Here is a 21,136-nt window from a genome sequence, read left to right as displayed (position 1 = left end):
AATGACGGCACAGCAGCGGTTGAGCATCAGCCAGATGAAAAAAAATGATTACGGTGATTTGCCTGAACACTGGGTCGCTGACTGGCTACTATATGTGTTACAAAAGCCTGCCTCATTTTTGATTACTGATGCAGAGTATAAGCTTACTGACGCTGAGCAAGCGCATTTTGAGTCTGGTATTGCTCAGATGCGCTCTGGCACACCGCTGGCTTATCTGACTGGTAAGCAAGCATTTTGGTCGCTAGACTTCTTCGTTAATGAGCACACACTCATACCAAGACCAGATACGGAGGTGTTGATAGAGCAGGTACTGGATTGGATTGATACGCATTATGCCCAAGTTCAGAACGATGATGCCGATGATATCGATGATGCCAACAAGTTGCCCAAGCGGTTATTGGACTTAGGCACAGGCTCTGGCTGTATCGCCATTAGTTTGGCGCATGAGCTGCAAATGTTAGCGCCCAATCATACAGCCAGTCAGTGGCAAGTGACCGCGATTGATTACTCTAACCCTGCTTTAGAGGTTGCCAAGCGCAATGCGGTTTTTAATAAGGTCACTAACATTGAGTTTATCCAAAGTGATTGGTTTAGCGCATTAGAGGCAGCTAATACAAATAAAGAGTCGCCACGCTTCGATGTCATCGTGTCCAATCCGCCTTATATCGTTGATGATGATGAGCACCTAGACAAGCTTAAAGCTGAGCCGTTATCGGCTTTGGTTGCGCCTGATAATGGGCTGGCTGATATTAGGCAGATAGCTGAGCAGGCAAGAGGCTATTTGGTAAGTGGCGGTCTGTTAGCGGTTGAGCATGGCTATGACCAAGGCGCGGCAGTTCGTCAAATTTTTACTGATTTTGGCTATACACAGGTTAAGACTGTTCAAGATTATGGCGGCAATGATAGAGTGACGATGGGGGTTTATTTTTAACCATCATAACGCTTATACCGAATCTAAAAGTTAACATAGCAAGAAAACCGAGTGAGAACTATACATCTCGTATGTTAGATTGTTTTACAACGCTAAGTTATTTTTAGAAAAGATAATACTTTATTACCTGAACGGCTTGTTTTATATCCCAAAAAGGTAGTTTTCTTGCTTTATTTTCGCCTGTATCGGCATACTTTTTTATAAAGTAACCGCACAGGCATTAAGTTATGAATATTTTACCTTATGTGATTATCAGTTTATTAGGTGGCGCTATTGTGCCGCTACAACTCGCCATTGTAAATGCTTTTAGAGAAAGCACTCAAGCTTCACAGATTCAAGCTACTTTCTATTTGTATCTTGGTGGTACAGCTGCCTCGTTAATAATGTCGTATCTTATAAGTGGTGGTATTAAACCTCCAGAGGTCGCAAATGCAAGTTGGTGGATGTGGTCTCCAGGGTTTCTTGGTAGTCTTTATATTTTATTTATGTTTATTGCTGCACCAAAGATAGGATCGGGTAATACGCTATTATGGGTATTTCTTGGACAGATGTATTTTGCGATAATTCTAAGCCAAACAGGTCTGTTTGGGCTTGAAATTAGACAAATTGATGTTTATAAATTATCAGGCCTTTTGTTAGTAACGTTAGGTGGGTTAATTATGATTTATGGTGAATCTAAAAAGTAATAATTAGACAAATTAAAACCCATTTGTGCTATGAATTGATACGCATTTTATTAGGCGTTTGATTGTATGTTTGTTTAAATCGTCTTATAAAGGCAGGTACACTACGATAACCACATTGTTCGGCAATAATAGCGATTGGCAAATCTGTATTTAAGATAAGTCCTAGTGCTTTTTGCATACGTTTTTCGGTAATATAATCATTTGGCAAACATCCCAGTTGGTGCTTAAACACAGCCTTAAATTGGCTAGGACTGAGGCAGGCAACCTCTGCCAAAGATGCAATGCAATGAGGGGCTGCAATATCTTGGTCTATTCTGTTAATGACTTTGGTAATCCGAGAGTCTGGACGGTAAGGCCTATCGAGAGAGCTAATGAGTTCAGTTAATAGTTCAAGCATAAGCGCTTCAATTGTAGTATTGCCAGCAGTGGTTAATTGTTTTTCAATAAACTGTATAAACAACAGTGTCTTCTCATCAAGAGGAATGTGTAAATCACTATTTTTATAGTTATTAGCTTGATAGTTGTCATTGATGCCTTGAGAATTATTTCGTAGGAAATGATTCAGATTGAGCGTTTGAGGTAAGTCCATGACCAGAAAACGAAAATCCTCTTGTGCCTTAAACTGATGGAACATGTGGCTAGGTATAATCACTGCTTCACCATAATGAACGTTAAGCACCTCATCGTTCATTATCATGTTGATGGTGCCGGTGAGAGGAATAGTGATTTGCAGATGGCGGTGACTATGCCCCTTTGGCTGCTGACCATAGGTTCGAATAAATAAGCACTGTGGCGGAGGTGCGTTACTCATAAAAGTATTCCTAGCGAATCATAGCAATGAGCCTAGAATACATTATTATTAAAATAAATATAATCGCATGAATAACAGATATGGTCATCACAAAGCTAAAGAAGCCCCGCTAGCTAACTAACGGGGCTTTATTTATGTGTAAAGTGCTATCGCTAACTTTTAAAGCTTATGACGAATCTCAAAACTGTGGTGAATTGGCTTTTTGGGATTAAAGTCAAAACCAATGGTTTCACTGGTAATCTCAGTGACTTCATAACGATCATACAGCGTTTCATCTAATTCAAACTTAGTAAAGTTATTCGAGAAATAAATCACGCCACCATTTGATAGACGGTTCATGGCACGGTTAATCAGTGCTGTGTGGTCACGCTGCACGTCAAACGTCCCTTGGAACTTTTTCGAGTTTGAAAAGGTCGGTGGATCGATAAATATCACATCAAACTGATCGGTATTGTCTTTAATCCAGTCAAAGATATCAGAGGCAATAAACTGATAACGGCTGGTGGTCACATCTAGACCATTTAGCGCAAAGTTTTGTTTGCCCCAGTCCAGATAGTTTTGCGATAAATCGACACTGGTCACTGATTTTGCCCCGCCAAGTGCGGCGTGAACACTGGCAGTACAGGTATAAGCGAATAGGTTTAATACATCCGCACCGCGGCTAGCAGAGCGAATCATACTACGCATATTTCTGTGGTCAATAAACAGGCCGGTATCTAGATAATCGGTGAAGTTAACATAAAAGTAAGCGCCGTCTTCTTGCACCACATGCATTTTACGTTTCTTTTGTGCCAGACGCTGAGCTTCTTGGCGCTTGGCCTGTTCACGGGCTTGCTGAAACTTATTGCCTTTATAGCGATTGCGGTTGTCCTTTTTAAGCTCTGGGGCATTTTTTGACTCTTTAGATTGAGCGCTGGCTTCAGGGTTGCCATATTGAGTGTTACCCACTTGTCGAGCACGGGTCTTGATAAAGATTTGCTCTCGGTTGATGCCAAACACTTCACGGATACCCATGAGCGCAAGATTAAAGCGTTTGCGAGCAGTTTCTGGTGGAATACTCTTCGGCGGAGCCCACTCTTGCACATGGACATAGTCGCCATAAACATCAATGGCCACTTTATAGTCGGGCAAATCTGCATCATAAACACGCAAGTTGGTCACATCTTCTTTGGCAGCCAGTTTTTTTAGATGGTTCACATTCTTTTGCAGACGGTTGACGAAATCTTGCGCTTCATCCACTTTAATTTCGGTTTTCTCAAAGCGGGTGATTAGGCTTTCGCCCTCTTTGCGGATCAGCTGACCATGACGGAAATACACGGTAATGGCGCCATTATGACAGCGCAAAGTTTGCGGGTCTTCAATAGGCAGCACGTCAGCTTGCTCGACATGAGCGGCAAGCAGACCTAGCATGGGCTGGTATTTTTGTTTGGCGAAAATCTCTTGCAAGGTCAAACCTAGGCCTTGATACAAGGGCTTAATAAAGTCACTTTCGCCCAAACGCTCGCCATAAGGTGGGTTGGTAATAACCAAAGGACGTTTTAGCTTACGGTCTAATAGCGGTTTGGCCAAAGCTATCTTTAGCTGTGACAGCGGACGCTGCTCTAAGGTCAAATGTGGAATAATCTCAATAAGGCCTGCGGCAATTAAGTTTTTGTGGGTGGCTTTAATCGCGCCAGCATCAGCATCGAAGCCCATAATCGTTGGCAATTTACCTGAGGCGGCTTTTTCTAAGCCCGTATGAAAGCGCTGTTGTGCGTCATTGACACACTGCTGCCACAGCTCAGAGTTGTGCTCATGCCAGTGATAAAAACCAAATTGTGATTCTGCTTTATCGATGCCCACCGCATAGTCGCACTGCATCAGTAGCGCTTCGATAATAAAGGTACCTGAGCCACACATCGGGTCAATGAGAGCGCTGTAGCTGTTTTTGGTTTTATGCCAGCCCACGCTGTACAGTAGGCCTGCAGCTAAGTTCTCTTTTAGCGGTGCATCTGTCATGGCGACACGGTAGCCACGGCGGTGCAAGCTGGTACCCGATAAGTCTAAAAAAATCTCTGCCTGTTTGTCATTCACCGTGGCATAAATCGGAAAGTCTGGGTCATTACTATCGACATCAGGGCGGCTGTCATACTTTTCAGTAAAGGTATCGGCAATCGCATCTTTGATACGCAGCATCGCAAACTGCTGGCTCACTTGAACTCTTTTATCAACGCTCATGCGAATCGCAAAGGTATTGTCGAGCCCAAACCACTGGGTCCAATCAATGGTCTTGGCAAGGCCATTTAGCTGCTCAGCAACATCGTATTCTTTATTAATATTACGCTTTTTGAGTGGTAGTAATACCCGTGAGGCGACACGCGACCACAGACATATACGATACACCTGCTCTAACGTGGCCGAGACACTCAGACGCCCCGTACTTTTGATATCACTGACGATATCCATGTGACTCAGCTCTGTTTGCAAAGGTGCTTCTAAGCCGTCGGCACAAGTGATAACAATATCATAGCGTGTGCTGGATGGAGTATCGTCTGTTGCGTTGGTGGTTAAGGGGGTATTTTCGGATGTAGGGGTGGACATAGGTGGCCTTTACGTTTGTGTTGCTTAGTCATGCATCGGCCCATTCAATGATATTGAATTGACGAGAGGATGCAGATTTAAAGTATGAGTTAAGCTAAGAGGTTGTTATAAGGGGTGTGGTGATTTAAACCAGTATTTATGGTCAGTGATTTTAACACAATCGCTGACAAGGCACTGCAAATTAATCTGTCCGTTGACATAATTTTCACCCATTTGGGCAAAACCTCCCTGCCTTTATTTAGAGGTCATGACACGCTGTTTTGTACTGATGTGCTGTGCTATTTTTTATCGCTGATATGGGTGGTGACCTCGAAGGGCTTGGTATCAATGGGATAATCCACATCTTTGGGCATTAAGATGCGCATATGCGGATAGGGGATAGCAATATCTGCCGCTTGTAGCTGAGTTTTGATTTGCTCATGTAGCGCCTCTTTAATACGCGGAATACGTGGTACTGCTGCTGGCGTGACCCAAAAGCGCACAATAAATACCGCACCAAAATCACTAATATGATCAATGGTAGCAGACGGCTCAGGGCGTTTAAGAATGTTATCCATATCACTGATAACATTAAGAATGACTTGGCGTGCCGCTTCTATATCTGCTTCTAGGGCGATGCGAGCTTGAATATCAAAACGAATAAAGTTTTTGGAGGTTAAGTTAGTCACCTCGGATGAGGCGACTGTCGCATTGGGGATAATAATTGTAATGTTATCCCGGGTTAAAATATGAGTTGTACGCAAGGAGATGACAATCACACGCCCTTCTTTATCACCAAGACTAATCCAGTCACCGACCTGAAAGGACTGTTCAAGCAAGATGGTAATACCTGAAATAAAGTTAGCAATCGTAGACTGCGCCGCAAAACCCACTGCCAAACCGACAATACCTAAACCTGCAACCAAGGAGACAATATCGAAGCCAAACTGTGCCATGACGCTGGCCAGACCTAATACCACAATAAGCACAGAAAATACATTTTTAAGCAATTGCTCAATAGAGGCATTGAGGCCGTAATGCTTAAGCACACGGCTAATCACCTGCTCAGAGGAGGTCCATAGCACATAATAGATACCGGCCCAAATACTGGCCTTGGCTGTGGCTTTGACAGTGGATGGCTCAATATTAATCTGACTCATTACCGCTATAAGGCAGCTGACCACCCAAATGTAGCGGATGGTGGAGCGGGCAATACTCATACGCTTGTCGCTAAGCTTTAACCGCTCTTTATTGTGTTTAATCATATAGATAAACAGCCAATATAGACAGCCAAGAATAGCCAGTAGGATAATAATCTTAATGGTGGTACTGGCCAGTTCAGCACCACGTGATGCCCAGTCATGAGTCTCTTCTTCTAGATCACCACCGATGGCAAGATATAAGCTCGAATATAAGTCGTGCATAATTTCTTGAAAAAATGCGCTAATCTTTGAGCCGGTCTCTTTTGCCATTGCACTTCCTATAAATCGTGAGTATTTGGAGCAGTTAGGATTCTTGGTTTTAAAGTAGTAATATACAACAAAATGAGATAAGTTGAGACCATCTTGCGATGCGCTTATGCACTATCTATAAAAACATCCTGCTATACAAAATACCCTGCTATAAAAAAACACCCTATAGTTAGAGTGTCTTTATGAATAGCACAATACGTGTTTATTATACTAGGCTTGGTAGGCTCTTAGCTTAGCGGCGACATCACGCAGTGCAGTGCGTAGGCCTTCCAGTATCGTGGGGTGGTAGAAGGGGCTGTCTAGTAAGCCATCAATATCTACTTTATTAGTAATGGCGGTCGCCAAAATATGGGCAAGATATTCAGCATCAGGCCCTACCATACTTGCGCCTAATACAAGACCGGTGTTGGCAGCGCTATAAATACGTAATAATCCGCAGTTCACGCCCATCACACGGCTACGACCTTGATTGTCAAAGCTTACCTCACCCACCACATAAGCTTCGCCAGATTTTTCAATCTCATCTATAGTCTGTCCAACCGACATAATTTGAGGCGAGGTAAATATAACCGACATGGGGGTGGTGACAGTTTGTGATTTATCAGGGGCAATATCATTTAAAAGAGTGCTGTTTTTTGAACTGTCAGGGTCGTGTTCAATGGCATCACTCATACTAACTTTATCTGATAGCCCTGAGATCTTTAGCGCTACCTCTTTGCCAGATAAATAACCTTCATTACTTGAGACATGCAATAAGGGCATATAAGCATTGGCATCGCCAACGATATAAACATTGGTATCTTTGATCCTACCGGTGATGGTGTCCCTGTCTTGCGGACGATTTTTATCATCCAAACGCACCCCTAAGTGCTCGACGCCGAAAGTATCTAACGTATTATGGCGGCCAGTAGCTACCAGAACTTTTTCACCTTGCCAAGTTTGGCTATTACCTTGGGCATCGGTGTAGTTAATGATGGCCTGAGCGCTATTGGCACTGTCATCACGCGATACGCTTTGGATGTTGGTGGCCAGACGCAAATCCAGCTGTTTTGAAAAGCAGTCTATTGCTTTTTGATTGACAATCTCATCTTTGATACCGCCGACATTTTCGCTGCGATTAAAAATAGCCACCTCAACGCCTAATCGGCTCATGGCTTGTGCCAACTCTAGGCCGATAGCACCGGCACCCACGACCGCCATCGACTTTGGCAAATCGGGTAGCTCAAAAATTGTATCTGAGGTGATAAGGGCATCGCCCAAAGTTAGCTTCCAACCTTCTGGTACAAAAGGTTTGGAGCCAGTGGCAATAATAATATGCTCCGCCTTTATGTATAGCGTCTCGCCGGTTGAGGTATGTGCTTCGATCAGGCCATCTTCTAAGAACACAGCTCGGCCATAGATTTTATTATTCTCATCCCAACTCGCGACATTTTTAAGCGCAAAGCTTGAGAAGCGATCTCTTTCTGACTGCACCCGTTTCATGACTTGTTTGCCATTGATGATAGCTTGGCCTTCAATACCGAATTCTTCTGAATGGTTGGCGTGATGTGCTCTATCTGCAGCTGCAATTAACAGCTTGCTGGGCATACAGCCCATGGTGGTACAAGTTGTTGACCAGATACCTTCGTTAATGATGACCACATTGTCTGTTACCTTGCTAATCTGACGATAAGCATTATGGCCTGCCGTACCTGCACCAATCACAGCAGCATCAACATAACGAATGGATTTTTGAGAGTCTATTGCAGGTTTTGTCATGATAATCCTTGTATTAGGTTATAAATAATTTATGGAGGCTATGCCGCAAACACAGGTAATACCTTAGATTTTTATAAAGACTGCATTGTGCTTAAACAAGGTATTTAAGATAACCATTACGATAAGGTGTCAAGAAGTCTATCGGCATAGTCCTTAGCACGCAAATTACGCTGAGCGTGGGTCAGTGTGCCATTTTTATCAAACACAAAAGCAGAGCGCACCAGGCCTAGAGTTTTTTTGCCATACATATTTTTTTCTTTAATCACATCGAAGTGCTGGCAAAGCTTTTCATCTGTATCACTGATGAGCGCAATTTGAAGATGGTGTTTTTCGATAAATTTCTTATGCGATTCAATACTGTCTCTAGACACCCCGATAACCTCGTAGCCAAGCGCATCAAATTCACTAAGTTTGGCGGTAAAGTCAGTCGCCTGAGTGGTACATCCGGGCGTATTATCACGTGGATAGAAGTAAATAATTAAGCCTTTCTCCATATTCTCAACAAACTGATCAAGTACTACTTCGCTCTCTACCATGTCATCATCTATGCTTTGTACCATAGGCATTGGGAAGTTAGGTAGGGTAATCATTTCGTCAGTGGGTTTGGCCATTTTGTTTTCCTTATTTACTTAAATGAATTTATTCATCTACATTTATTAATCTAAAAGGCAGTTATTGTTTTTAGAGTAGTTTACCTAAGATTGAGTAATGACTCAAAGCGTCGCGTGTAAGCGTTAAGTAAACCTTTAAGGTATAAAAAAAGGCTGACATAGGTCAGCCTAATTAAAACAGGTCAATATTCAAAAAATGATCCACAGCTTAGCTGCGTATTAAAGCCCTAAAGGCTATGCCCATAAAGACTTAGCCTTTAAAGACTAGGCTTTTGGTTTTTGAGGGGGATTAAGCTTTAAGCCTTTGGTGCACTGTTGTAATTCATTTTGCATGTTTTTGGCATAAGACAACTTTGAGGGGTCTTTACCACTTTGTGCGTAGCTCTCAATTTCCCACATTTGACCCAAAGTCATTTTACTGCGCACATTGACGGTGCAGCTGCATAATTTTTTGGCTGTGGCATTGTCCGCTACTTTATAACTTACTGTACCTTTGACGCACTGATCAATTTGATCTTGCTTGATATCTAAGGCTTGAGCTGGCGTGATAAACATAGCCGCAGAAGCGCCAAGCGCGAACAGAGGCAATACTTTTTTTGTGATAAACATCATAAACGAAAATCCTTTGAGGGCAACAGGTAGTATTAAAAGAAAGCGCAGTTTTAAGAAAGATTAGCCAGTACAACACCCTCTTTGCTTAAATTTTTATAACATAACTGCAGCATAAAGACCGCAATCCGCTTGGTCTTATGCCTAGCTAATCTAACAGCATACCTTACCAAGCTCATAGTGAGATTGATAATGAATTTTGCTATCCAGTTGCAAATAAATGTTACTAGGCCGTTACATAACGGCCAACGCCAATGCGATAAAGCCATTCTATTAGCCGGCATAACGGGTAGGGTCGGTCAATCCGGCATCACTAAAGCCTCTTTTGCGCAGAGTGCAGCTGTCACAGATACCGCAAGCTCGGCCTTCGCTGTCAGCTTTGTAACACGAAATGGTTTGCGAGTAGTCTACACCCAATGAGTTGCCGAGCTGAATGGTCTGGGCTTTTGAGAGCATTTGTAGCGGTGTTTGAATGTGCAGCTTATGTCCAGTGACCCCCGCTTTGGTGGCTAAATTGGCCATAACCTCAAAGGCATTGATGTATTCAGGACGACAATCCGGGTAGCCTGAATAGTCAACTGAGCTGACACCAATGACGATATGATTTGAATCGGTTACCTCAGCCACTGCTAAGGCATATGATAAAAATATGGTGTTGCGCGCAGGGACATAGGTGTTCGGGATGGCTTGGTTGTCGATGTCATCGGTATGCGTCGGGAATTTGTCCGCATCGCCATCTGGAACGGTCATATCATGGTCAGTTAATGAAGAGCCGCCTAACTGCGCAATATCGATATCGATGATTTTATGATTGACGCCAGCTTGGCCAGCGATGCTTTTGGCTGCGACCAATTCACTGTTATGACGTTGACCATAATTAAAACTCACAGCCGTGACTTTGGCATAGCGCGCTTTTGCCCAGTATAAGCAAGTGACAGAGTCTAGCCCGCCTGAGAGAAGTACCACCGCGTTTTGCTGAGAAGTATCTTGGCTTGCGCCACTGTTAGAGGGTGAGGTTAAAGCATCTGCTGAGGCATCAGTCATAAGGGTGTCCTAAAAGGCTTAAACAATTAAAAATGGCAGTTATTAAAATAACAATGGGGCAATGAAAACCGTCTATTTTAACAAAAATGACGCCATTGGGGGTGTCTTGTCCGGCAGGGTTTAATCAAAACGGTACATATCCATGCCTAAGCTATGATGTGACATGCTTTCATGAATGACCGACACCCGTTGACCGCAGCCCAGCGCAAAAAATAGGGGCAGTAAATGCTCAGCACTGGGGTGAACCTGCTCCACTTGAGCGAACTGCTGCCAATCTAAAGCCGCTGGAATGTCCGTCTTTAACTGTTGCAGTAGCCAGACTTTAAAGGCTTTGGCACTGGCATCTTCACTAGAAGCGTTCCAACTTAAGGCCGCCAGATTATGGGTGATACTGCCAGAACCAATCACTAAGATTTGCTCATGGCGAAGCTGCTCAAACAAGCTGCCCAATTGATAACAGGCATAAGCGTCGAAGTGCTTGGGTAATGACAGCTGCACAATGGGCACATCAGCTTCTGGATATAGATGAAGAAGTGGTACCCATACCCCGTGATCTAAAGGTCGCAGTGGATTAAGACTGTTGATGACGCCCATTTTATTAAGCTGATTTGATAGCGACTCAGCCAGCTCAGGATGGCCTAAAGCAGGGTATTCAATGCGATTAAGCTCATGACTAAACCCTGAGAAATCATGCCAGGTCTGCGGTGTAGGGTTACTGGCAATCTCAAGGGTTTGAGTGACCCAGTGTGCTGACATAATCACAATAGCTTTGGGCTTGGGTAGGTTTTGCCCAGTACGCGCCAGCGCATTGGTGGTGGCGCTTTTTTCAAGCGCAAAGGTAGGCGCCCCATGCGAAATAAATAGCGCCGGCAATGTGGCCAGCGCTTGCATGGAACGCACTTTTGGCTTGTGACTGTTAGTGACTGGCTCAAAGCTTGTGAGCCTTGTGATGGCAGTCACTGGGCTAAAGGTTGAGCTGTGGGTACGATTTGAATGTGTCATAAGCTAATTATGGGGGCGGGCAGCATTTTTTAAAGTTGAGGTGATGTTTGCCATACATTACCCTGATCGTGCGCTCTTTGAGTGCTAATTACCGCGGTGATAAGGGTGATTGTTATTGATACTCATTGCTCGATAAAGCTGCTCCATCAATACCACACGTACCAAGGGATGGGGCAGGGTTAATGGTGATAATGACCACTTAAAGTCCGCTGCGGCCAGTACCTCAGGTGATACCCCATCAGCGCCGCCAATCACCAATGCCACATCGTCACCAACTTGCATCGCTTCACTGAGCTTATCGGCTAACTGCTCGGTCGATAGCATCTTACCCTTAACGTCGAGCACCCAAAGCTTCTCACGTGAGTTACTTTGATGGGTGGCCAAAATGGCTTTTCCTTCCTGCTCACGATACTGTGCTAGATTGGCTTCTGAGGGGCTTTTGGCGCGTTTTGCAGCGGCCAAATCGACCATTTCGGTAGTCAACATCGGCTGAATACGTTTGTGATACTCATTAAACCCAGTATCAATCCATTTAGGCATTTTACTGCCGACACTTAGAATTCGTAATTTCATAAAAAAGCCTTAATTAAGCCTTGTGCTAACACTCAAGCTAACTGGGAGTACTAAACTCCAATATCTGCCATACTGATCAAAACATAACAATGCATGCCAATGCATAGCAATACCTAAAGCCAATTAAAATAATAAAACCTACGGTTTTAAACGTCAGTTAACCTGCTTTTAATAGCGAGTTAATCATCATTAGCCAATAATGCACAAAGCTGATACGGTGAAAAAAGTCAACCGGACAAACGCTAAAATAGCCAGTTATCCACAGAGAAAAAAAGACCCATGGGTCAAGCTGTGAAACATTAACTTATTTTATACATTTTGAGCCCAAAAAATTTGATTAAAACAGCATAAAAACAATTATCTACATAAGTGTTTGATTTTTATGGTAAAAATAACTGTATAAAAAATGAACAATTTTACCTAAAGCCCTAATGGCTCTAGGGTATCAGTTGTCAAACACCCAGTTATCCACAGAGTTATCCACAGTATATGGGGAAAAGTCCGCACGCCCTTGTCTGGCATAGCTTACAAGCAACTTATCAAAGTTTGGAAAAAATGGCATGGCGCTACAAAAAATTAATAAATCTGCCAAAAAATATAAAAAACCAGTATTTTCAAGGCTGTTAAGGACTATTTTTGGCAGATGTTTCACGATGATGACAATACTAAAAGTGAATTGTTTTTTTGTTTATGGGTTAAAAACGATGGCCTATTAGTCTTTAGTGTAGATCAAATCCCATACCCCATGACCTCTATCGATGCCACGTTTTTCAAATTTGGTCAAAGGACGAAAGTCAGGGCGCGGCGTAAAGTTACCTTCGCCTGCCGTATTGGTCAGCCCCTCAAAGTTATCGAGCACCTCTAACATCCAAAACGCATAATGCTCCCAGTCTGTTGCCGTATGGAACCAGCCACCGGTTTTAAGTACTCGGGTGACAATTTGCATGCGCTTGGGGCTTACAAAGCGGCGTTTATAATGGCGCTTTTTTTGCCATGGATCGGGGAAGTACAGCTGAATACGGTCAATATGATTCTCAGGCAGCTGCTGCATTAGGGCGATGGCATCACCGTTGATAATCTTAATGTTACTCAGACCTTCCTCGTCAGCGGTAAAGGCACATTTACCGATACCCGGCTCATGCACCTCAATGCCCACGAAGTTACGCGTGGGATCAGCTTTGGCCATCTCAATCAGTGATCCCCCCATACCAAACCCAATTTCAAAGGTCAGCGGTGCATCTGGGCCGTTAGGGGTTTGTTCCGTATCAGCAAATAAAGCGCGCAAGTCTGTGATGTCCTCAATAAGGCCTTGGCCTCTGTCATCCATCGTATTGACGATATACTTGGCATAAACAGGATCAGTTAGCGCTTGCTCGGCATTTTTGTTAAGGTGGGTACGGCGCTTCATAAAGGTTTTGATGAGGCGCGGGTAGGCGGCGTCATTGGCTTCAGAGGTTTGTGAGTTGTCTATATTTGGGGTGTTTGGGGTGTTGGGGGTAGTCTCAGCGCTCATATTAAAAAAATCGTCCACTATTGGCGTTATAAGAGTAAAGATATTAGCAGCAGGCAAAGACGGTTGAAAAACCACAGCCTGGCTAAAAAAATCAGTCATTTTGGCGTATTATAGCGGTTATCTCCCTATAAAACGATGCGCAAACCTCGATAGTTTGCGTGTACTTAGCATGATAGATGTTTATACAAGGCTTAGCCGGTATGTTGTTTATTGAAGAGACCTCGCCACCGCCATTTTATCAGCCTAAGCTTAGTGCTGAGCAGCGTACTCAGCTGGATAAATGGTTCATTGGTAAGCGATCGCAAGCTTATTATTTAAAACGCTTTGCTCAGTTTGATGAGCAAGGCTATTTGTCGCCTAAATGGAATTGGGCGGCATTTATTGCCACCTTTGGATGGCTGCTGTATCGCAAGCGCTATTTGGATTGTATCGTATATACCGTAGCGGGCTGGTCTTTTATTCAGCTTAATGTGGTTATTGTATTGGTTGCCTTTGAATATATGTTTATGCCGCTTGTGGCGCATGGCTATCAGATGGGGGTGCGGGCTTTCATTGCGTTGGCGATTTGGATTTTTTGGTCAGTGATGGTCGCACGCTGGGCCGATGCTTATTATTATCGCATGGCGCGCCGAGAGATTGCGGATGTATTAGAGGATTATCCTCGAGCCCCTGAGCAGCAAAAAGCGCATTTAAAAAAGGAGGGCGGCGTTAGTGTGGTTGGTCTGGCGGCCTCTTTTGGGCTGTTTTTATTCCTAATAACCGTTATCCAGCAGCAGTTTTTGCCCTTATATGCCAAGCCTAAAGCCACAGGCATTATTCAAGAAAGCTTTGGGCTTACCCGAGTCGCCACTGCCCAAGTGGAAGCCGCTTATCAAGCCCAAGGCCAGTGCCCGGTCGGGATGTCTGTTGACAGCACGGCACAAAATATCCGTTTTGAAGTAGTCGCGCAGACCCCGGCCTTGGGTAATAAACCCAGTAGCTGCGTATTGATGGCTAGTCTCACTGGGGTGCCATTTCCCAATCGCAATCTTAATGGGCAGCGCTTTATTATGTATCGTCCCTCAGCCGATAAGCAGGGCAAATGGCAATGTATCAGTACTTTAAATGACAAGCAGCGCCCTGCGATATGTCAAAGCAGCTAAATAAACCCAGTTGAAAATCAGACAACCTGGCCTGCTAAGAGCTGGATTTATGAATGCCCACTGCGGTTTCTATTTCATTTAAGTCCAGCTTTTTGCCCTCTGAATGATCAGAGTCAAATAAGCTTTCAAGCTCCATCATAGAGGACTGTACTGAGGCAATCATCTTGGCCTCATCTTCATAAATGGCCTGCTGCTGTGCCAACAGTTTGTCATCATAATCACGAAAGGCGGTAATGGTCTCGCGCGCTTTTTGAGGAGAAATACCAAGCAGCTCAAGCGACTCACGTGACATATCTAGCGAGGATAAGTAGGTTTCGCGCCAAATGTGAGTAATACCAATCTCTCGCAAACGGTAAAAATGGGCCCGGTTACGCGCACGTACTAGGATTTGAAGATGCGGATAATTGGTATGCAAGTAGCGGGCAGTGGCAATAGAGCGCTCGATATCATCAATGGCGATGATAAACAGGCGTGCCTTCTCAATACCGGCAGTACGCAAGATTTGCGGATTTTGCGGGTTACCATAATAAACTTGGTTACCAAACTTACGCACGAAATCCACTTGGTTGGCTGAGCTTTCAATGGCGGTAAATTCGATATTATGCATGCGCAGTACGCGGCCGATAATTTGTCCGACACGGCCAAAGCCTGCGATAATTACCGGATGCTCATGGTCAGGGATGCTGTCATATTCACGGTCTGGCTGACCTTTATCAAATCTGGGCTCACCGAATTTTTCAAGCAGCATAAATCCAATAGGGGTCAGTGCCATAGAGATGGTCACAATCAAAGTCAGTAGATTGGCATGCTCTGGACGCAGTACGTTTGAATTGGCCGCCGTGCTAAATAACACAAAAGCAAACTCACCGCCTTGAGCCAAAGTCACCCCCAGACGAATACTGGTTGGTAAGCGGTTGCCTAATAAGCGGGCAATAATGGTAATCACCCCAAATTTAATTACCATTAAGGCAATGGCTGCACCAATGATAAAAGCGGGGTGCGCCAAGATAAGTTTGACGTCGGTGAGCATACCAACGGACATAAAAAATAGACCCAGCAGCAAGCCTTTAAAAGGCTCAATACTGGCTTCAAGCTCATGGCGGTATTCAGAGTCGGCCAGTAGTACACCGGTCAAAAAAGCACCCAATGCCATAGATAAGCCAATCTGACCCATCAAAATAGACACGCCCATGACAATAAATAGCGCCACGGCGGTCAGCAGCTCATTGGCACCACTTAAGGCCACGAACTTGAAAAAAGGGCGTACAACATAACGGCTGACTAAGAATAAGCCGCCAAACACTGCCACAACTTTACCAAAATAAATTAAGTCATAAGTCTGCTCACGCACCCCAGATAAGAAGGGAATGGCAGCCAGCAGAGGAATAACCGCGATGTCTTGGAACAATAAGATGGTAAAGGCTTCGCGGCCATGGGTGCTCGACAGTTGCTCCTTTTCGGTCAATACTTGTAGCACAAAGGCAGTAGAAGACAACGCCAGACCAAAGCCGACAATAAAGGCGGTGTCTAATTTTAAGCTGCTAAATTCATACAGCAGCCCCATTAACAATAAGCCTGTCACCCCAACTTGCAAGCCCCCGAATACAAAAATCGAGTGACGCAGCGCCCAAAGCCGTGAGGGCTGCAGCTCAAGTCCGATGACGAACAACAGCATGACCACCCCAAACTCAGAAAAGTGCATTAAGCTTTCGGCATCACCGGCCACATCAAACACACTCGGACCCAGCAGCAAGCCAGTAATCAGATAACCCAGTACAGTTGAGATATGCAGCCGCTTGCCCAAAGGTACCAATAACAAGGCGGCACCTAAAAAGATGGTCGCTTGTAACATGAGACTGGGTTGAACAAGGGAGGCTGCAATCATGTAGGATCCTTATTTGTAGAGCAGTGGCGGTAAGCTTAGGGCAAGCAAGTGATAAAACAAGTGATAAAAGAGGTATGTCACAACAGTGATGGTTACTATTCAAAGCCGCTTAAAACGTAAGCGTGCTTCAAAAATTGAAATAATGGCCACAAACAGTGGGCTATTTTTTGCGATATACTTTCCAAACGCCGTTATCGGCTAGGGGATTACTGTAAGCATCATTGCGTTTTTTTCTGGGTTTTTGACGGCTATCGACAACCTTGAAGTCCGGCAGGGCATGGACAATAAGTCCAGTACGATAAAAACGAATACGCTCAGGATCAAGCAGCTCGCCCTTGTCATTGCGACAAAACACATAAGCACGCAGATCAATAAACTCTCGATGTGCAACCAGCCGCGCCGTTTCATCATTGGCCAAGACTTTTTCTAGACGTAGATACTCATTTTCAGTAAACTCACCGCATTTTTCGATAAGTGCGCCCACCGAGCCAAAGTTTTTGGATTCTTTGGCACGAGTTTTGGTCAAATGTAGCCGCTGCACGTGATAGATAAATTGTGGAATCTCTAAACTTGCAGGCAAAGGCAGGTTATCAGGCGGCAAATAGGCTGCCGGATAAAACTGCAATGCTCTTTGTATCAGCGGCTTCCATCGTGCATGATACGCGGCAACTTCGTCTTTATTGCCCTGATAAATGGGCATGTCGCGCACTTGAGTTATAATATCTGGCGGAAACTGGTCATGACGAAACGCGGCAATATCTGCCTGCAACCCTGAGAGTAATTCTTTAGCAAGTGATTTACCCTCCTTAGATAAAGGATCTGGGATAATATCTTCGGGAGCGACAAAAGGTGCAGAGCGTCTTGACATAATTGATATAGGTTCATTATTAAGAGGGTTAAAACCATGTTATCATAGCCGAGCAATCTAATTGCGTTTAGTCTGTTATATTATTTTGACGACATACGCTAGATAATAAGCTTTTACCCCGGTTATGGGTGGTGGTGATCTCACAGTAGCCTGTCAGTAGTGGCCAGAAAAACAGCACAATACAGACCAATCAATAAAATTCGACTTAAGCGCGAATGATAGGGTCCATATTATTGGCTTTTTTAACAAACTGGAAATTATTTTAAGAACTATGTTGAGATAACTCAACTTTAATTTTTATAAGAGATGATGCCGCTGTGCAGATTGGTGCTAAGGCGGTAGGTGTCATGATAGAAATTGGCATCGAATCAATTGCCCTAACCCCTAATCAACCCCAATTTAATAATCTATCAAGCACTCTGATTTAACCCTCAATCATTAAAGCCTTGTAAAACCAAGTGAGATAAAAGATGTCCATGAAACCTGTCGTTGCCTTAATAGGTCGCCCAAATGTGGGTAAATCGACAATATTTAACCAAATGACCAAAACCCGTCAAGCCTTAGTCGCTGATCTGTCCGGACTCACTCGTGACAGACAGTATGGTGATGCCACGTATAACAACAAGTCTTTTGTTGTGATTGATACCGGCGGTATTGGCGAGGCTGATGATGGCCGCGGTAGTATTGATGACTATATGTCCGCACAATCGCATACCGCCATCCATGAAGCAGATATTCTCGTGTTTGTGGTTGATGCTCGTGCCGGTATGATTGGCGCTGATGCTGAAATTGGTAAAATGCTGCATACCTTAGGCAAGCCGGTATACCTGGTGGCCAACAAAATTGATGGCGTTCATGATGCTGCGCCCGCTGAGTTTTATGCATTAGGATTGGGTGAGCCATACCCTATGACAGCCAGTCATGGCCGAGGTATTGCCAACTTACTTGATGATTTAACTGCCGATATGCCAGAGGATGTGGAAGAAGAAGATCAAGGGGGGCTGAAGCTTGCAATTATCGGTCGCCCGAACGTGGGTAAATCCACGCTGGTTAACCGCATGCTTGGTGAAGAGCGCGTTGTGGTGTATGACATGCCAGGCACCACCCGTGACAGTATTTATATCCCCTTTGAGCGCAATGGCAAAAACTACGTACTTATTGATACTGCCGGTGTACGTCGCCGTGGCCGTATTGATGAAAAAGTTGAAAAATTCTCAGTAATTAAAGCCCTACAAGCCATTAAAGATGCCAACGTGGTCGTCGCTGTCATTGATGCCCAAGAAGGTATTGTCGATCAAGATTTACATATGCTGGGTTATGCGCTAGATGCTGGCCGGGCTATGGTGGTGGCAATTAACAAATGGGATGGGCTATCAGAAGACAAAAAAGAGATGATACGCATCGAGCTTGATCGCCGATTTAACTTCATTCCGTATGTCAAAGTACACTTCATCTCAGCGCTACATGGTACCAACGTCGGTAACCTATATCCATCGATTCATAAAGCTTATGCCTCATCGATGTTCAAAGTATCGACCAATCGTTTGACTCAGATTCTAGAAGATGCTGTGGCCGCAAACCCGCCACCTATGTCAGGTGGGCGCCGTATTAAGCTACGTTATGCGCATTTGGGTGGTCATAATCCACCGATTATCGTTATCCATGGTAATCAGACAGGCTCCCTGCCTAAAAGCTATCAGCGTTATTTAGAAAATGAGTTTCGTAAGGTGTTTAACCTAGAGGGCACGCCATTAAAGGTTGAATTCAAGCTTAATACCAACCCTTATGCTGGCAAGAAGACCACTTCATCTAAGAAGCTAAGACCTGGGGTCTCTGAAGCCCGCCAAAAGCGCCGCAACATGAAGTACAAAAAAGGCTCGCATAAAAAGTAGCACCCTTGAGCTTTAAAGTATAAAAGAAGGGGCGGTCATAGACCGCCCCTTTTTTGTGCGTTACGCTCTATCTCGCGTTAGAATAAGTTGCTAAACCATTTTACCACATGCTGCCAAGCACGCTTAAAGATACCAGCTTGTTCCACATCTTCAGTGGCAACGATAGGCACAGAGGCCACAGACTTTCCATCTACTACTGCCATCATGCGGCCGATCTCTTGGCCTTTTTTGATGGGGGCTTCTACTTTATCTGAGATGTTTACCACAGTGCTGATTTTATCCGTCTGGGTCTTAGCGATTAATACTTTTAATGCTTCACCAGTGGCTGCTTTTACTGAGTCTTGCTTGCCAAAATAAACAGGCACTGAGTCTACAAACTGATTGGCAGGTGCAACGACTTTAGTGTCGAAGTGACCAAAGCCCCAGTTTAATAATTCACGTGACTGATCGGCACGTGCCTGCATGCTTTTGCTGCCCATAATGACAGAAATTAGACGCATGTCATTACGCTTACTTGACGCGGCTAAACAGTAGCCAGCAGCATCGGTATGCCCCGTTTTTAGGCCATCAACAGTGGGGTCGGTACGCAATAGGGCGTTACGGTTACCTTGAGTGATGTTGTTATAAGTGAACTCTTTTTCAGAGTAAAGCTTATAGTAATCACCACCTTGCTTGATAATAGCGCGTGATAATATGGCCAAGTCGCGTGCAGAAGCTCTGTGACCTTCATCTGGCATACCGGTGGCGTTGACAAAATGGGTGTTGGTCATGCCTAAGGCTTTGGCTTCTGCGTTCATGATTTGAGCGAACGCACTTTCGCTACCAGCAATGTGCTCAGCCATAGCCTTTGAGGCATCGTTACCTGACTGGATAATAATACCGCGTAGCATATCAATAGCCGGGGCGCTTTTATTGACCGGCACATACATACAAGACTGATCGCTGGTACCGCGACACCAGGCGCTTTCTGTCATTAATACGGGGTCAGTCTCTTTCATTTCACCCGACATCAGCTTCTTTTCAATGATGTGACTGGTCATCATTTTGGTAAGTGACGCTGGAGGAAGTGGCTGGTCGGCATTTTTTTCTGCCAAAATGACTCCCGTATCATAGTCCATCAAGATATAGGCGGTGTTGTCCATTTCAGGTGGGGGTACCGGAGCCGTCGCTGCTAATGAGGCACTAGATAGCAGCAGCATACTAGAGCCTAAAAATAGAGATTTAGCCGTTGATAAACGGGTTACTGATTGAGCTTTATCTAATATAGGTAACAGCTGGGTTACAGGAGCAGTCATATCTAAGACACCATATTTGGTCATAGGTTATTCAGCGGTAGAGTAGGCCTGTCAATGAACCAATAGCAGACGCAGGCAAGATGTGTGGCTTATTTTTTAAAGCAGAGGCACAGTAGGCGAGCTAGCATAGTGGTATCAGAGGCTTTTGACTACATCTGAATGAATCTAAATTGGAGGTAAAGGTTTACTATGTTAAAAATACCACATAACAGAAGAATCAAAGCGTTAGGTTTGGCCACAGATGCTTTATTAATTAAGTGCCGTTGCAAAAACAGCGCCCATTACTAAAGCTTGGGGTCAAACGAGAGTGTATATTAACAAATTGCACAAATGGGTTAAACAAATAAATTAGCAAATAACCTTTAAATTAAAACCCTTAGGATAGCAGCAAGGTTGTTTTTATGATTTATTATCTTTAGAGCCTCTGTGCTCTAATTTTGGATTCATTATCTTATAAAGCGGATATAAAAATAAAAAAGGGCCGA

At 44.2% G+C, this 21,136-nt stretch carries 17 protein-coding genes; 4 read left to right on the top strand and 13 right to left on the bottom strand.

The window, feature by feature from the left end; genetic code table 11:
* The first annotated feature begins 1 nt into the window (after position 1).
* Both prmC and DLE54_RS08265 read left to right on the top strand, forming a co-directional pair.
* Complete coding sequence (prmC, locus tag DLE54_RS08270) at positions 2-931, top strand: peptide chain release factor N(5)-glutamine methyltransferase (protein WP_110816836.1); 930 nt, start codon at positions 2-4, stop codon at positions 929-931.
* Positions 932-1,158: 227 nt separating this feature from the next.
* A complete protein-coding gene (locus tag DLE54_RS08265; protein ID WP_110816835.1) occupies positions 1,159-1,617 on the top strand; it encodes a DMT family transporter in 459 nt (152 codons plus the stop codon).
* Positions 1,618-1,645: 28 nt separating this feature from the next.
* Here DLE54_RS08265 and DLE54_RS08260 read toward each other — a convergent pair whose 3' ends face one another.
* From DLE54_RS08260 to trmB, 10 genes are all read right to left on the bottom strand, one after another.
* Entirely contained in the window at positions 1,646-2,428 is a 783-nt protein-coding gene (locus DLE54_RS08260; RefSeq protein WP_110816834.1) for an AraC family transcriptional regulator, read from the bottom strand.
* 159 nt (positions 2,429-2,587) lie between these two features.
* Positions 2,588-5,008 (bottom strand): bifunctional 23S rRNA (guanine(2069)-N(7))-methyltransferase RlmK/23S rRNA (guanine(2445)-N(2))-methyltransferase RlmL, encoded by a 2,421-nt coding sequence (gene rlmKL / locus DLE54_RS08255; protein WP_110816833.1) that lies wholly within the window; start codon positions 5,006-5,008, stop codon positions 2,588-2,590.
* A gap of 278 nt (positions 5,009-5,286) precedes the next feature.
* The gene (locus tag DLE54_RS08250) at positions 5,287-6,459 is read right to left on the bottom strand and encodes a mechanosensitive ion channel family protein (RefSeq protein ID WP_110816832.1); all 1,173 of its coding nucleotides are present in this window, start codon (positions 6,457-6,459) and stop codon (positions 5,287-5,289) included.
* A 210-nt stretch (positions 6,460-6,669) separates the two neighbouring features.
* Positions 6,670-8,217, bottom strand: coding sequence for a dihydrolipoyl dehydrogenase (locus DLE54_RS08245; protein WP_110816831.1), 1,548 nt, complete (start codon positions 8,215-8,217; stop codon positions 6,670-6,672).
* 116 nt (positions 8,218-8,333) lie between these two features.
* On the bottom strand, positions 8,334-8,828 hold the full coding sequence (locus DLE54_RS08240; RefSeq protein ID WP_110816830.1) for a peroxiredoxin: 495 nt from the start codon (positions 8,826-8,828) through the stop codon (positions 8,334-8,336).
* Positions 8,829-9,092: 264 nt separating this feature from the next.
* On the bottom strand, positions 9,093-9,440 hold the full coding sequence (locus tag DLE54_RS08235) for a hypothetical protein (RefSeq protein WP_011960984.1): 348 nt from the start codon (positions 9,438-9,440) through the stop codon (positions 9,093-9,095).
* A 270-nt stretch (positions 9,441-9,710) separates the two neighbouring features.
* Entirely contained in the window at positions 9,711-10,481 is a 771-nt protein-coding gene (queC, locus tag DLE54_RS08230) for a 7-cyano-7-deazaguanine synthase QueC (RefSeq protein WP_110816829.1), read from the bottom strand.
* Positions 10,482-10,601: 120 nt separating this feature from the next.
* Positions 10,602-11,483 carry a DODA-type extradiol aromatic ring-opening family dioxygenase gene (locus DLE54_RS08225; protein ID WP_227535073.1) on the bottom strand — a complete coding sequence of 294 codons (882 nt, stop codon included), beginning with the start codon at positions 11,481-11,483 and terminating at the stop codon, positions 10,602-10,604.
* Positions 11,484-11,567: 84 nt separating this feature from the next.
* Complete coding sequence (gene rlmH / locus DLE54_RS08220) at positions 11,568-12,056, bottom strand: 23S rRNA (pseudouridine(1915)-N(3))-methyltransferase RlmH (RefSeq protein ID WP_110816827.1); 489 nt, start codon at positions 12,054-12,056, stop codon at positions 11,568-11,570.
* 712 nt (positions 12,057-12,768) lie between these two features.
* Positions 12,769-13,569 (bottom strand): tRNA (guanosine(46)-N7)-methyltransferase TrmB, encoded by an 801-nt coding sequence (gene trmB, locus DLE54_RS08215; protein WP_110817365.1) that lies wholly within the window; start codon positions 13,567-13,569, stop codon positions 12,769-12,771.
* A 176-nt stretch (positions 13,570-13,745) separates the two neighbouring features.
* On the opposite strand from trmB, the gene DLE54_RS08210 reads away from it, so the two are divergent.
* On the top strand, positions 13,746-14,711 hold the full coding sequence (locus tag DLE54_RS08210) for a DUF2628 domain-containing protein (RefSeq protein ID WP_227535063.1): 966 nt from the start codon (positions 13,746-13,748) through the stop codon (positions 14,709-14,711).
* 34 nt (positions 14,712-14,745) lie between these two features.
* Here DLE54_RS08210 and DLE54_RS08205 read toward each other — a convergent pair whose 3' ends face one another.
* A complete protein-coding gene (locus tag DLE54_RS08205) occupies positions 14,746-16,596 on the bottom strand; it encodes a monovalent cation:proton antiporter-2 (CPA2) family protein (protein WP_011960978.1) in 1,851 nt (616 codons plus the stop codon).
* A gap of 160 nt (positions 16,597-16,756) precedes the next feature.
* The gene (locus tag DLE54_RS08200) at positions 16,757-17,464 is read right to left on the bottom strand and encodes a hypothetical protein (protein WP_011960977.1); all 708 of its coding nucleotides are present in this window, start codon (positions 17,462-17,464) and stop codon (positions 16,757-16,759) included.
* Positions 17,465-17,934: 470 nt separating this feature from the next.
* On the opposite strand from DLE54_RS08200, the gene der reads away from it, so the two are divergent.
* Positions 17,935-19,356 carry a ribosome biogenesis GTPase Der gene (gene der, locus DLE54_RS08195; protein WP_011960976.1) on the top strand — a complete coding sequence of 474 codons (1,422 nt, stop codon included), beginning with the start codon at positions 17,935-17,937 and terminating at the stop codon, positions 19,354-19,356.
* Between the two features lie 77 nt (positions 19,357-19,433).
* On the opposite strand, the gene DLE54_RS08190 is transcribed toward der, so the two are convergent.
* The gene (locus DLE54_RS08190; protein ID WP_041773756.1) at positions 19,434-20,555 is read right to left on the bottom strand and encodes a D-alanyl-D-alanine carboxypeptidase family protein; all 1,122 of its coding nucleotides are present in this window, start codon (positions 20,553-20,555) and stop codon (positions 19,434-19,436) included.
* Positions 20,556-21,136 lie beyond the last annotated feature (581 nt).

Source organism: Psychrobacter sp. YP14 (assembly GCF_003209315.1).
GTDB classification, from domain to species: Bacteria; Pseudomonadota; Gammaproteobacteria; order Pseudomonadales; family Moraxellaceae; genus Psychrobacter; species Psychrobacter raelei.
The sequence above is the reverse complement of the archived record's forward strand: the minus strand, read 5'-3'. Positions and strand labels throughout refer to the sequence as shown.